Here is a 12,633-nt window from a genome sequence, read left to right as displayed (position 1 = left end):
GGCGGTCAGGTGAGGGGGAACTCGCCGGACTTGACGCTCGCCACGAAGGAAGCGAACGAGGCGGCCGGGAAGTCCAGGGCCGGGCCGTTCGGGTCCTTGGAGTCACGGACGGGGACCACACCGCGCGAGGCGATGAGGTTGGCAGCGACCTCGACGCACTGGCCGCCGTTGGAGCTGTACGAAGACTTGAACCAACGGGGGGATTCGGTCGTCACGACGTGCCCTTTCTTAGCTGGTTGATCATGGCCACGGATGCCGCCTGCGACAGCGCTTCAGCCTGTAGTTGATGGTAGGCCGTCAGTTTGGGCAGTACAAACGTGCTTTCTTTGTCGAGGTGGCCTTGTACCTGTGACTCGGCGTACGCGGCAACGGACCTGTCGGCAAGGGTCAGCAGCGTGAGTGGGAGGTCGAACGCGCGCCGGGCACCCACCGAGAAGGGCGAGACCTGGATGATCCAGTTGGGTAGGGCCGCAAGCTCAACCAGCCGCTTGAGCTGGGCGTCCATGACGTCGGCGCCGCCGACGGCCTGGCGAATGCAGCTCTCGTCCAAGACGACGAGCATCACTGGCGGGTGGACCCGTACCAGAGCGGCTTGCCTGTCCATGAGCAGAAGGACTCGCTCGGCGGCCTGATCGGTGGTGATGGTGCCGCGTTGCACGTCACCGTCGGCCAGTGCTTCCGCGTACTCACGCGTCTGTAGTAGCCCAGGGATCAGGCCAACCTCGAACAGACGGATCTCCGTGGCCCGGCTCTCGTAGCCCACGAACTCCGGGAAGCCTTCCAGCAGAGAGCCGCGCCGAAGCTCGATCTGCTCGCGCTCGAACGAGTTGGGGCCGTTGGCCGTTCCGTAGGCAACGTCAAGGCCCCTCGCAAAGCCGAGAGTTGGCGGCTTGCGACCAGTTTCCACGGCCGAAATATGCTGGCTGGAACATGCCACTCGGACGGCCAACTCTTCCTGGGTCCACCCCTGTTGCTCCCGGAACCTGCGCATACGGGCGCCGAAGGCAGCGCGCGGGCTGCTCTCCGGGTTCAGCTGTTTGATGTTGACCATGCCGACCCCCGACTCTTCCTTCGTTTCTGATTAGTTGAAGGGCCCACGTCCGTAGGCCACTCTGAACGTGCTCGGCGGTGAAGCCGACACGGAGAGGAGCGAACCATGGGCATGACGCTGGCCGTGTATCGGATCGATGCGAAGTCCGGGAAACGCATTACCGTGCGGAAGCGCTACAAGGTTGCTCCGGAAAATGTGCCCGTGTGCACGAGTTCGGCATTGCCGCCGTGCGCGTGCGAGTGGTGTCGTAACGCCGGTTGCGCCGGCGTCGGTTAGCCACACCCCCTTGCGTGCAGCGGGAACCACGCGGGATGACCACATGGTTCCCGTTTCGTCGTACGGAGTGACCTTATAGCCGCGATTCGTGTTCGGACAAGGCCGCTTCTTGGCGTACTACGCACAATTACGCGTTCGCGGGTGTGGGTGTCGGGTCAACGTGAACTGATAATCGGATAAAGGAGAACCGGATGGCTGACGGGGGCGACGGGGGTAGGAAGGGAATGGACCTGAGCGGATGGGGGTGGTTCTCGGCGCGGGAGTTGTACGCGAACCAACTGGCCTTTCGGCGCGAGCAGTCGGGGATGAGCCTGGTGCAGCTCGGGGAGAAGTGCCGGTACGAGCAGTCGTATCTGCACCGTTTGGAGACGGGCGGGCGGCTCGGCACCGTACAGGCGGCGCGGGCGCTGGACTTGGTGTACGGGACCGGGGACCTGCTGGAGCGGCTGTGGTGGCTGGCGAAGCGCGAGACGAAGGACCGGCTGGTGCTGGGGCTGGCGCCGTTCGAGGCGAACGCGGCCAGCATTCAGGAGTACGCGGTGAGCACGGTGCCGGATCTGCTCCAGACGCCGGCGTACGCGCGGGAGCAGTTGCACCTGGCGCAGCTCGGTGACGAGGAGGCGGAGGAGCTGGTCGCGGCGCGGCTCGGCCGGCAGGTGCGGTTGTCCGGGCCGGAGCCGGTGCACTACCGGGCGCTGATCGACGAGGCGGTGCTGTGCCGCAAGGCGCGGGACCCGAAGACGTGGGCCGCTCAGCTGGAGCACCTGATCGAGGTGGCGCAGCGGCCGGGGGTCGCGCTGCACGTGGTGCCGTTCGGGGCCGGGCCGCATCACCTGCGCAGCTCGCTGGAGTTGGTCTATCTGCGCGACGGGGCCAGCATGGCGTACACGCAGGGCAGTTGGAACGGGCATCTCACCAACGACCCGGAAGAGGTCGAGCCGTTGCGGATCGCGTTCGACTCGCTGCGGGACGCCGCGCTTGTTCCGGCGGAATCCCTCGCGTTTCTCCGTGCTTTGCTGGACGAGTGTTCCGCCGCCGACGGCGATGGCGCGGAAGGCCGTTGTCCGTGAGGCGCGGCGACGTACCCGGCCCGGGGGCCCGGCCGGGCGGAAAGCGCCGAGTCCGCCGCCGGCCCACCCGCCTCAACCACGAACCCGAGGCGGTCACGTGGGCCCGGGAGCGGGTCGGCCTCACCAAACGCGAACTCGCCACGGAGATCGGTATCTCCGAGCAGTTGATGGGCGAAATAGAATCGGGCTGGCGCAATGCCACGCCCCCGAACCTGGCGAAAATCGCCGACGCCCTCAATTGCCCCATCGTGGCCCTGGAACGCAAACGCTGAACTTCGGCCTTGATTCGGCTTGGCCCGCACCGCGGAATGCGACCAGCCGACTCTGCCGATATCGCCCGGTGCTCTTTCCGGCGGCCGGTTTGGAGAAAGGTCCCCGACGACACGTGAGTACATCGGCTCGGTTGCGGGCGGCGTTGGTGGCGGAACTTGCCGAGGAGGGCGGCCTTTTGGAGCCTGAGTGGCGTGGGGCCGCCGCCGCGGTGCCCCGGGAGTTGTTCGTCGGGTCGTACTTCCGCGCGGTGGCGGGTAGCGTGCCGACGGCGTACCGGGCCGTACGGGAGGGCGAGCCCGGGTGGCTGGAGGGGATCTACTCCGATCGGACACTGGTCACCCAACTGGACGGCCGGGTCCGGCCCGAGGACGTGACCGGGGGAGCGGTGACCGGCTCGCCGTCCTCGTCGTCCACCCTGCCGTCGCTGGTGCTGCGCATGTGGCAGCAGCTCGATGTCGGGCCCGGGCAGCGGGTGTTGGAGATCGGCACGGGCACGGGGTACTCGACCGCGATCGGCGCCCACCGGCTCGGGGAAGCCCGCCTGACCAGTGTCGAGTACGACCCGGAGGTGGGGCGTGCCGCCGCGGCGGCGCTGGCGGCGGCCGGGTTCGCGCCCCGGCTCGTCATCGGCGACGGGCTGCGGGGGGACCCGGGCGGGGGCCCGTACGACCGGCTGATCGCCACCTGTTCGGTGCGGTACGTCCCGCTGCCGTGGCTGCACCAGGTGCGGCCGGGCGGGAAGATCCTGGTCACCCTCTCCGGATGGAGCTACGCCAACGCCCTTGCGCTGCTGGACGTGACCGGGCCCGGGGAGGCGACTGGCCGGTTCCTGCCCGGGTTCACCAGCTTCATGATCGCCCGGCCGCACGACCGGCCGCCGCGCCCGGCGCTGGTGCTGCTGCCGGGGGAGGAGCGGCCGAGCCGGATCGACCCGGCGGTGCTCGACGGGTGGACCGGCGGGTGGGTCGCGCAGCTCGCGGCGCCTTCGGCCGAACGTATGGGGGCGGGAGCGGAGCAGATCCTCTGGGACGTGTCCAGCGGCTCCCAGGCGCGTACGGCCCCCGACTCCCGGGGCGGGTGGACCGTCGTCCAGCGCGGGCCGCTCCGCTTGTGGGACCGGGTCGAAGAGGCGGTGCGGCGCTGGCAGGCTGCCGGGGAGCCGCACCAGCAGGAGTTCGCCCTCACGGTCACGCCTACCGCCCAGCGCGTCCGCCTCAACCCGGCCCCGACCCCGGAACCGGACCCGGACCCCGACGCCGGCTGGGCCCTCCCGATCTGACGAACCCGTAGCCGGCCGGCTATTCCGGGCTCAGCGTCGGCGGGGCGAGGTGCGCCACCTCACGGTCGACGTAGGAGGTCACATCCTCGCCCGCCGCGTGGAGCGCCTTGATGTAGTCCGCCCAGCGCGTCACCAGATCACGGTCGGTGTAGCGGATGGCGCCGTTCGATGCGCCCGTCTCGGTGTACAGCACCTGGAACAGGACGCTGCTGCCGAGGACGACCAGTTCGGGGAGCGGATGGGCGCGCTCCGACGCGGCCACCTGATCGGCGAGGACGACTCTTCGGATTGCCCTGCTCCTCGAAGTGCTGCCCGCGTTCCAGCTTCCAGGAACTCCCGTCGCGGATCGCGTCCTCCCGTTCCCGGAACTCCTGCTTGTAGGCGCTCCGGGTGAGGCGTTCACCCTGCTCGGGAGTGAGGGCGGGGGCGATGAGATCAAGCGTCGGGGATGTCCTTCTTCGCCGCGCTGGGCATCTTCCGCAGGGGGTTGCTCCACAAGTATCCAGGCCGCGCGCTGATCGAGGCGCTGCTCGCCGTCGCCAGCCGGTGCAGGCAAGTGCGGTCGGTGTGGCTGGGGGCGATGTACGACGCGGTGGCCTCGGTGACCATGAGGCCCTCGAGGCCGGGGTGCGCCAGGCGGCCGCGGTCGTGCGTCCGCGGCCCCGGGAACTCGGCTCCACGCCGTCGCCGAGGAGGGCATCGCGCTGTGCGCGACATCGCCGACGTCCTCGCGGACCGGCTGGGCCTGCCTACGGCCGAGGTCTCTACGGGCCGCGCGGCGGAGCACTTCGGCTACCTCGCGCCCTTCGTCGCCGTCGACAGTCCCGCCGTCGGCCGTAAGGCCCGCGACCTGCTCGGCTGGTCCCTCGCGCACCCGGGGCTGCTCGCCCACCTGCGGCAGGACGCCGCCCTCGCGCCAGCTGCCGCCGGGCATGCCTTAGCGTTCCCGCGTGATCTCCGAACCCCTGCCGCGCGACTTGCACCCTCTGTTCCGCACGCAGAGCCCAGACCGGTACCGTCTCGCTACTGCTTTGCCCAGCGGCCGGACCGTACTGTCCGATGAAGGCCGAGGCGAGATCCACAGTCTGTGGCTCAGCGACGGGCCCGCCACGGTTGACCTTGTCACTTCCCTGCGCGCTGAGCACTCGCAGTCAGGCCTGTTCCCTCTGCTGCTCGACGCTCTCGACCACCAGGAACACGACTACCGGCCCTGGGGCAGCGGCGAGCTCTTTCCCGAGGCCCTCACCTCGCCCGATGCCCATCAGCCGGCTTCGCTGCTCGCCTCTTGGTGGCACGGTTACACCGACATCCACGAGGACGACGACAACCTCACGCCGGACCAACAGCTGGCGGTCACCGCCCCCTTCGGCCGAAGCTGGCCGGGCCTCGCTCGAAGCGGCAATCAGCGGTGCGATCCCGATCAGCTCGCCGACGAGTACGCAGCGGTGCTCCTTGGTCGTCGTCCCTGGCTCCGCCTCGGTCTGATCGCCGCCTCTTCCGGAGCTGCCGCCTTGACCACCGCCGGCTGGCAAGGGCCCGCCAACTACGACAACGACACGGCCGTGTTCTCCGCTGTCCTACGCGACTGGGAGCACCGCTTCGGTGCGCGTGTGGTCTGCGCCGGCTTCAGTACCCTCGAATTGAGCGTTGCCGCCCCGCCCGCCGATGTCGACGCTGCCTTGGCCATCGCCGCCGAGCACTTCGCCTTCTGCCCCGACAACGTCTGGCAGGGGTCCGGAAGTCTCACGGCATACGCCAAGCAGTTGGTCAATGCCCACGACTGGGGGTTCTGGTGGGACTGACCAACTGTCGGCGGCTTCGCGATGGCGAGTGACCTGAGCCTTTCCTGGAGGCTCAGCGGCAGCGGCTGGGCCGACTGCACCATCGCCGACCACGAGCGGGAAGCAGACCTCACAGCGTCCTCCATCAGCAATGCACCGGAAGACCTGCTGAACGCCGTCAGCCGCCGGCTGATCGGGCAGACCGAGGTCCGAACGCAGTTCGAAGCCGAGCCCACCGCCTACAGGTGGGTCTTTTACCGGCAGGACGCCACGGTGTGGATTCGCATCGTGGAGCTGAGCCACGGCGAACTGCATGACAACGCGGGCACCGAGGCAAATGGGGTGAGCACTTTCCTCGTACTGAGCTGGAAGCCCTCAGACGTCTCTGGCGTGCGATCCGTCCGGGAAATGCTCAGTACGAGCAGGGAGCATGACAGGTCACTGGCTCTGGAGCCATCAGCGAGCTCAGGCGTTCGGCTCACGGCGGGTGGCGATGTACTCCGTCCAGTCGCGCTTGGCCAAGGTGGCCCATCGCGTCGCGTTGTGCGCGCTCGTACCGGCTTTGCGGGAGCGACCACACACAGCGCACGACGCGGTCGGCTCTCGTGGCAGGTCGGGCACAGCGGCTTGCCGGGGAGGAGCGCCGCCTCTACGCGCCCGGCGGGGCCTGGTCGTTCGCCGTCTGAGTCGGGAGGTGGGTGGTGACGGCGGTGCGGAGGAGGGGGAGGTCGACGTGGGTGGGGAGGGCGGCGATGTCGGGGGGCGTGTCGCGGGAGGGGTCGACGCCGAAGAGGGCGCGGGTGAAGGGCGGGTGGACGGTGTGGGCGATGAGGTCGCGGGTGGCGGTGGCGGCGGTCTCGGGGGAGAGGGCGAGGCGGTCGGTGAGGAAGGCGGCGAGGCGGTCGTGGGCGGCGTCGAAGACCGCGTCGTAGTAGCCGGCGGCGGCCTGGGGGAGGTGGGCGGCCTCGGAGATGCCCAGGCGGCAGGTGCGCACGGTGGGGGTCCACAGCAGCATCTGGAGGAGGCGGCCGCAGTAGAGCACGGTGGCCTCGGTGGGGTCCTCGGCGTAGTCGGCGGGGGTGCCGAGCCGCTCGAGGTACAGCTCGCGCACGAGGTCCACGACGGAGAGGAAGAGGTTGTCCTTGCTCTCGAAGTGGGCGTAGACGCTGCGCTTGGAGGTCTCGGCGCGGGCGGCGACGACGTCCATGGAGGCACGCTCGAAGCCCATCTCCAGGAAGACGTCCTTCGCCGCCCACAGGATGTGCTTCCGCAGTTCCGCGCCGCGCTTGGCCATGCGCCGTCCTCTCGTGGTGCCGTTCCGGGCAGGTGGGAGAGCGGCCACGCAGGAGTCTACTTCGCGCCGGCAACGCCCCGCCCGGACCACCCGGGGAGCCCCGGCCCGGACCGCCCCGCCCAGGCCGCCCGGGCGGAGCCCCCCGCGGCTACCCCACCCTCACCACGGCAGCGTCCCGTTGGCGTCGAAGTACCCGCCGGTCGGCCCATCAGGGCCTATCCGCGCCATCCGTACGATGATCTCCGCGCCCTGTTCCACGGTCTGCGTCCCGGTACGCCCGTTCAGGTCGGTCGCGGTGAAGCCGGGCTCCACCGCGTTGATCCGGATCTCCGGGAACGCCTTCGCGTACTGCACGGTGAGCGCGTTGACCGCGGTCTTCGACACCGGGTAGGCCACGCCCGGGTAGGCGTAGCCCGGGGTGCCCGGGGTGCTGAGCCCGGTCAGCGAGGCGAGGCCGCTGCTGACGTTGACGATGACGGGTGCGGCGGAGCGGCCCAGCAGCGGCAGGAACGCGTGGGTCACGCGTACCGTCCCGAACACGTTGGTCTCGAACAGCGGCCGCATCGTGTCCACGGTGAGCTCCGCGGCGCCGATGATGCCGTTGCCCTCGGTCCGCGCCTCGATGCCCGCGTTGTTGACGAGGACGTCCAGCCCGCCGTCGGCCTCGATCGCGGCGGCGGCAGCGGCGACGGAGGCGTCGTCGGTCACGTCGATGACGACGGTCCGCGCACCCAGCTCCTCCGCGGTGCGCCGGCCGCGCTCGGGGTCGCGGCTGCCGACGTAGACGGTGTGGCCCGCGGCGAGGAGGCGGCGGGCGGTCTCCCGGCCGAGCCCCTTGTTGGCTCCGGTGATCAGTGTGGTGGTCATGGCTCCAGCCTGCGCCGGGCCGCCGCGCGCAACCAGGACCCGCTTGTCCGGGTCCCGCGGGCCCCGGGTCCTGCCGGACCGGGGGCCCGCGAGGACCCCCGCTCCCGGCTTCACGGCCGCGGCACTCCCCGCCCTGCGGCAGCACCGCCCCCGCCCCGCACGGGCCGGTCAGGGCGCGAGCTCGGGGGCCAGCCAGACCGGTACGCCGCCCAGGAGCGCGTGCAGCCGGGCCGCCTCGGCGCGCAGCCGCCCGGACTCCACGCTGTCGGACGTGACCGTGGCCAGCGAGAGCAGCGCGGGCGCGGTGCCGACCAGGTGCCCGAGCGCGACCCTGATCCGCAGGGACTCCGCGAAGCCGTGCCGGGCCTCGGCGAGGTCGCCCTCGGCCACGGCGAGCCCGGCGAGGTGGCGCCAGGTCGAGGAGGTGAGCAGGGCGTCGCCGTGCGCGACGGCTCCGGCGTGGGCGCGGCGGTAGGCGGCGCGGGCGGCGGCCGGGTTCCGCGCGATGTTCTCCGCGACGAGCCCGCGCCGGAAGTCCAGCAGCGGGCGGCCGGGCGAGCCGGGCCCCAGCAGGGCGGCGCTGCGGCCGAACGCGGACCGGGCCTCGTCGGCGCGGTCGTGCACCGAGAAGACGGTGGCGCCGTAGGCGAGGCAGCCGCGCTCGGAGGCGGCGGCGCCGCGCTCGTCGTCGGTGCCGGCCAGCGCCTCGGCGGTCCGCAGCGCGTCCTCCGCCTCCGCCCACCCGTCGACCTGGTAGAAACACGCCTCGACCAGGAGTTCCGCCCTGTGCAGCGCGGCCCCGGCGTCCTCGGCCGCGAAGGGCGCGAGCAGCGCCGCCGCCTCCGCCCAGCAGCCGCGGGCCCGCAGCCGCCGCACATCCGGTACCCCGACCACCGATTCCGACAAGGCGGTGTCCGCCACAGCATCTCCCCCAAGCGCGTCTTCGAGCCAGTGCGAGCAAGTGCGTGTGTGTGCCTGTATCTACCTGTGTTCGGTTGTCCGTACACGTATGGGCGCGTACGTCTCGATGTGGTGTGCGGGCGCGTTGCAGTACGTCGCGGGGCGCGCCCGGGGTGCGGGCGCGTGCGCGGTGGCGGAAGTCCAGCACGCGGAAGGGGCCCGCGCCAAGGGGTCGGCGATCAGTTCTTGTGAAAGGGATCACTTTCACGAGCGCACGAACGGCGCACATGGGGCGCACACCGCGCGGCACGGCGGGGGCACGGCGGGGGCCGGGAGCGGGCAGGGCGCGCGCACGCCGAGGGCTCACCGCGGGCAGGGCGCCCGCTCAGCGCATGCGCAACGCGAGGAAGAAGTCGACCTTGTCCTCCAGGCGGGACAGGTCCCGCCCGGTGAGCTGCTCGATCCGCCCGATCCGGTACCGCAGCGTGTTGACGTGCAGGTGCAGGCGGCTCGCGCACCGCGTCCACGATCCGTCGCAGTCCAGGAACGCCACCAGCGTGGGGATCAGCTCGGCGCGGTGCTTGCGGTCGTAGGCGTGCAGCGGATCGAGCAGCCGGGCGGTGAAGGCCCGGCGTACGTCGTCGGGGACGAAGGGCAGCAGCAGGACGTGGGAGGCGAGTTCGTCGTGCCCGGCGACGCTGACCGGGCCGGGTCGGGCCGCGGCCACCCGGCGGGCGTGCCGCGCCTCCTCCAGCGCGCCGCGCAGCCCCTCCGGGGAGTCCACGGCGGCGCTCACCCCGACGGTCAGGCGCCCGTCGTCGGCCAGGCCGCGGGCGAGCGGGCCGCGGACGGCGGCCAGCAGCAGGTCCGCCCGCAGTACGACGGGCCGGCCCGGGGCGGGCGAGTCGGCGGTGCCGTCCTCGCCGTCCGCGGCCGCCCGGGGCGCCGCCTCCAGCGGCACCAGCGCCACCGCCTCGTCCTCCGTGACCGCCACCGCCACCCGGTCCGCCGCGCCCGCGCCCGCCTCGGCCGGGTCCGCCAGCAGCTCTTCGAGCAGGGCCCGCGCGACCGGTCCTGGCGGTGCCGCCTCGGCGCCCGCGCCCGCCCAGTCCACCCGGGCCACCACGATCTGCCACTGCGGCACCGCACCCGCCCCCGGCAGCAGCACCGGCGTCGCGGCCCGCAGCCGCGCCCCGATCTCCGAGGCCGCCGCGCCGCTCCCGACCAGCTCGAGGACCTCCGCGGCCAGCCGCCGCCGCACCGCCCGGGCCGTGTCCCGCCGCTCCCGTTCCACCGCGATGAGCTGCGCCACCCCGTGCAGCAGGTCCAGCCGTTCGCCCGGCCAGTCCGCGGCGTCCGCCTCCACGGCCAGGAACCAGTCGGACAGCACCATGGCGCGTACGTCGGCGCCCGCGGCGGTCCGCACCGGGAACAGCGCGTAGACCCGGCCGCTCTGCGCGGCGACCCGGTACGGTGCCGGGCGCCCGGTGCGGCTCGCGGCCTGCTGGGCGCCGGCCAGTTCGGCCCGTACGGGGGCGGGCAGCGGGTGCGCGGCGCCGGCGACCTCCCGGCCGGTCGAGGAGAGCACCCACGCCCGCAGGTCCAGGTCGCTACCGAGCAGGTCGAGCACCGCCTCCGGGCCGCCGGAGCCCGGGCCCGCCGACATCAGCCGCCGGTGCCGGTCCACCACCGCGGCCAGGTCCCCGGCCCGCTCGCCGGACACCTGCCGGACCACGTACTCGGTGATCGTCGCGAACGCCACGTGCTCGCCGACCGCGAACAGCGGCAGCCGGTGCCGGGCGCACGCCGCCACGAGGTCCTGCGGGATGGTGCCGATCTCCGCGTCGCCCGCGGCCAGGGCGGCCACCCCGGCCGCGTCCAGCAGCCGGACGAAGGACTCCGAGTCGGACGGCGCGTGCCGCCAGGCCAGGCCGGTCAGCACCAGCTCGCCGCCGCTCAGGTAGCGGCTGGGGTCGCGCAGGTCGGTGGTCATCACCCCGCGGACGGTCCGGTCCAGCTCGTCACCGCCGCCGAGCAGCCGCAGGCCGAGTGCGTCGGTGTCCAGCAGTGCGCGCAGCCGCATCGTCCTCGCCTCGCCCTTGCCTCGTCGTCCGTACCGGCGGGCCGGCCGTGGTGATCACCGGCGCCGCCTCCCGCGAAGTGTGGGGCACCGGTGTTGCCGGCGGGATGCCGTGACGTTTCCGCGGCAGCCCCTTTCGGAGGAATGTACAAGACCCGCCGCCCGGCCAGCCAAACGCTTCATGTGTTCGGTGACTGCACCCGAACGGCCGCGCTGCCGTGTACTTGCGGCACCCCGTGTGTACAGCACAGGAGCGGACCCCGCCGGACCCGACGCCGGCCCGGACCCACGAGCCCGACCCGAGCCTGACCGAGCCCGACCCCGAACACGACCCGAGTCCGACCCCGAACACGACCCGAGTCCGACCCCGGACCCCGAGCCCCGCGCTCCGACAGGAGGGCCCGTATGGAATTCCTGCGCCCCGCGAGCTGGCCGGAGGCGCTCGCCGCGAAGGCCGAGCACCCCTCCGCCGTGCCCATCGCCGGCGGCACGGACGTGATGGTCGAGATCAACTTCGACCACCGCAGGCCCACCCACCTGATGGACCTCAACCGCATCGGCGAACTCCAGGAGTGGCAGACCGGCGAGCAGACCGTACGGCTCGGCGCGTCCGTCCCCTACGCGAGGATCATCGAGCACCTGCGCACCGAACTGCCCGGGCTGGCGCTGGCCGCCCACACCGTGGCCTCCCCGCAGATCCGCAACCGCGGCGGGGTCGGCGGCAACCTCGGCACCGCCTCACCGGCCGGCGACGCCCACCCCGCGCTGCTGGCCGGCGGCTGCCAGGTCGAGGCCGAGTCGGTCCGCGGCAGCCGGATGATCCCGATCGACGACTTCTACCTCGGCGTGAAGCGCAACGCCCTCGCACCCGACGAGCTGATCCGGGCCGTCCACCTGCCCCGGGCGACCGGCCCGCAGCAGTTCTCCAAGGTCGGCACCCGCAACGCGATGGTGATCGCGGTCTGCGCCCTGGGCCTGGCGCTGCACCCGGCCGACCGTACGGTCCGCACCGGTATCGGCTCGGCCGCGCCCACCCCGATCCGGGCCAGGGCCGCCGAGGAGTTCCTCGCCGCCGCGCTGGACGAGGCCGGGCTGTGGGACAGCCGCGGGCCCCTGCCGCCGTCGGTGGCGGCGCAGTTCGCGGAGCTGGTGGCCGGCGCCGCCAACCCGATCGACGACGTGCGCGGCACCGCCTCCTACCGCAGGCACGCGCTCGGCGTGATGGCCCGCCGCACCCTGGGGTGGGCCTGGCAGGAGTACCGCGGCGACCCGAGGAGCCAGTCATGCGCGTGACGTTGACCGTCAACGGCCGCCCGCAGGAGGCGGACGACGTGTGGGAGGGCGAGAGCCTGCTGTACGTGCTGCGCGAGCGGCTGGGGCTGCCGGGCGCCAAGAACGCCTGCGAACAGGGGGAGTGCGGGTCCTGCACGGTCCGGTTGGACGGGGTGCCGGTCTGTGCCTGCCTGGTGGCCGCCGGACAGGCGCAGGGCCGCGACGTGACCACCGTGGAGGGGCTGCTGCGGCCCGACGGCCGGCTCTCCACCGTGCAGCAGGCGTTCGTGGACGCCGGCGCCGTGCAGTGCGGCTTCTGCACCCCCGGACTGCTGGTCGCCGCCGACGAGTTGCTGGAGCGCACCCCGGAACCGTCCGACGGCGACATCCGCGAGGCGCTGTCGGGCAACCTGTGCCGCTGCACCGGCTACGAGAAGATCCTCGACGCGGTGCGCCTGGCGGCCGCCCGGACCGGCCAGGCGGTGTGACG

The 12,633-nt window shown here is 72.3% G+C and carries 15 protein-coding genes; 7 read left to right on the top strand and 8 right to left on the bottom strand.

Annotation, left to right across the window (positions count from 1 at the left end; translation table 11 throughout):
• Nucleotides 1-5: 5 nt before the first annotated feature.
• Nucleotides 6-215, bottom strand: coding sequence for a DUF397 domain-containing protein (locus tag AC3EVP_RS22310; RefSeq protein ID WP_435132192.1), 210 nt, complete (start codon nucleotides 213-215; stop codon nucleotides 6-8).
• On the bottom strand, nucleotides 212-1,051 hold the full coding sequence (locus tag AC3EVP_RS22305) for a helix-turn-helix domain-containing protein (protein WP_435132189.1): 840 nt from the start codon (nucleotides 1,049-1,051) through the stop codon (nucleotides 212-214). Before AC3EVP_RS22305 ends, AC3EVP_RS22310 begins: the two co-directional genes overlap by 4 nt.
• A 105-nt stretch (nucleotides 1,052-1,156) precedes the next feature.
• Here AC3EVP_RS22305 and AC3EVP_RS22300 point away from each other — a divergent pair, with 105 nt between their 5' ends.
• The 4 genes from AC3EVP_RS22300 (at nucleotide 1,157) to tgmC (ending at nucleotide 3,949) form a co-directional block, all read left to right on the top strand.
• Entirely contained in the window at nucleotides 1,157-1,327 is a 171-nt protein-coding gene (locus AC3EVP_RS22300; RefSeq protein WP_488179821.1) for a hypothetical protein, read from the top strand.
• Between the two features lie 224 nt (nucleotides 1,328-1,551).
• The gene (locus AC3EVP_RS22295) at nucleotides 1,552-2,397 is read left to right on the top strand and encodes a helix-turn-helix domain-containing protein (RefSeq protein ID WP_435132186.1); all 846 of its coding nucleotides are present in this window, start codon (nucleotides 1,552-1,554) and stop codon (nucleotides 2,395-2,397) included.
• On the top strand, nucleotides 2,394-2,669 hold the full coding sequence (locus tag AC3EVP_RS22290) for a helix-turn-helix domain-containing protein (RefSeq protein ID WP_335979705.1): 276 nt from the start codon (nucleotides 2,394-2,396) through the stop codon (nucleotides 2,667-2,669). The genes AC3EVP_RS22295 and AC3EVP_RS22290 overlap by 4 nt, the downstream gene beginning before the upstream one ends.
• Nucleotides 2,670-2,782: 113 nt before the next feature.
• Complete coding sequence (gene tgmC, locus AC3EVP_RS22285) at nucleotides 2,783-3,949, top strand: ATP-grasp peptide maturase system methyltransferase (protein ID WP_435132184.1); 1,167 nt, start codon at nucleotides 2,783-2,785, stop codon at nucleotides 3,947-3,949.
• 19 nt (nucleotides 3,950-3,968) lie between these two features.
• On the opposite strand, the gene AC3EVP_RS22280 is transcribed toward tgmC, so the two are convergent.
• Together AC3EVP_RS22280 and AC3EVP_RS22275 are read right to left on the bottom strand one after the other, a co-directional pair.
• Nucleotides 3,969-4,211 (bottom strand): DUF6879 family protein, encoded by a 243-nt coding sequence (locus AC3EVP_RS22280; RefSeq protein ID WP_435132181.1) that lies wholly within the window; start codon nucleotides 4,209-4,211, stop codon nucleotides 3,969-3,971.
• 173 nt (nucleotides 4,212-4,384) lie between these two features.
• Nucleotides 4,385-4,558 carry a hypothetical protein gene (locus tag AC3EVP_RS22275; RefSeq protein WP_435132179.1) on the bottom strand — a complete coding sequence of 58 codons (174 nt, stop codon included), beginning with the start codon at nucleotides 4,556-4,558 and terminating at the stop codon, nucleotides 4,385-4,387.
• A gap of 341 nt (nucleotides 4,559-4,899) precedes the next feature.
• Between AC3EVP_RS22275 and AC3EVP_RS22270 the strand changes: the two genes are divergently transcribed.
• Complete coding sequence (locus AC3EVP_RS22270; RefSeq protein WP_435132177.1) at nucleotides 4,900-5,751, top strand: DUF4253 domain-containing protein; 852 nt, start codon at nucleotides 4,900-4,902, stop codon at nucleotides 5,749-5,751.
• Nucleotides 5,752-6,379: 628 nt separating this feature from the next.
• On the opposite strand, the gene AC3EVP_RS22265 is transcribed toward AC3EVP_RS22270, so the two are convergent.
• From AC3EVP_RS22265 to AC3EVP_RS22250, 4 genes are all read right to left on the bottom strand, one after another.
• Nucleotides 6,380-7,024, bottom strand: coding sequence for a TetR/AcrR family transcriptional regulator (locus tag AC3EVP_RS22265; RefSeq protein WP_435132174.1), 645 nt, complete (start codon nucleotides 7,022-7,024; stop codon nucleotides 6,380-6,382).
• 159 nt (nucleotides 7,025-7,183) lie between these two features.
• Nucleotides 7,184-7,891 (bottom strand): SDR family NAD(P)-dependent oxidoreductase, encoded by a 708-nt coding sequence (locus AC3EVP_RS22260; protein WP_435132172.1) that lies wholly within the window; start codon nucleotides 7,889-7,891, stop codon nucleotides 7,184-7,186.
• 168 nt (nucleotides 7,892-8,059) lie between these two features.
• The gene (locus AC3EVP_RS22255) at nucleotides 8,060-8,812 is read right to left on the bottom strand and encodes a hypothetical protein (protein WP_435132170.1); all 753 of its coding nucleotides are present in this window, start codon (nucleotides 8,810-8,812) and stop codon (nucleotides 8,060-8,062) included.
• 364 nt (nucleotides 8,813-9,176) lie between these two features.
• Nucleotides 9,177-10,874, bottom strand: coding sequence for a PucR family transcriptional regulator ligand-binding domain-containing protein (locus AC3EVP_RS22250; RefSeq protein ID WP_435132168.1), 1,698 nt, complete (start codon nucleotides 10,872-10,874; stop codon nucleotides 9,177-9,179).
• Between the two features lie 402 nt (nucleotides 10,875-11,276).
• Here AC3EVP_RS22250 and AC3EVP_RS22245 point away from each other — a divergent pair, with 402 nt between their 5' ends.
• Complete coding sequence (locus tag AC3EVP_RS22245; protein WP_435132166.1) at nucleotides 11,277-12,164, top strand: FAD binding domain-containing protein; 888 nt, start codon at nucleotides 11,277-11,279, stop codon at nucleotides 12,162-12,164.
• Complete coding sequence (locus AC3EVP_RS22240) at nucleotides 12,155-12,631, top strand: (2Fe-2S)-binding protein (protein ID WP_335979691.1); 477 nt, start codon at nucleotides 12,155-12,157, stop codon at nucleotides 12,629-12,631. The genes AC3EVP_RS22245 and AC3EVP_RS22240 overlap by 10 nt, the downstream gene beginning before the upstream one ends.
• Nucleotides 12,632-12,633 lie beyond the last annotated feature (2 nt).

The organism is Actinacidiphila sp. bgisy144 (assembly GCF_057708105.1).
This window is presented reverse-complemented; position numbering and strand designations above follow the sequence as displayed.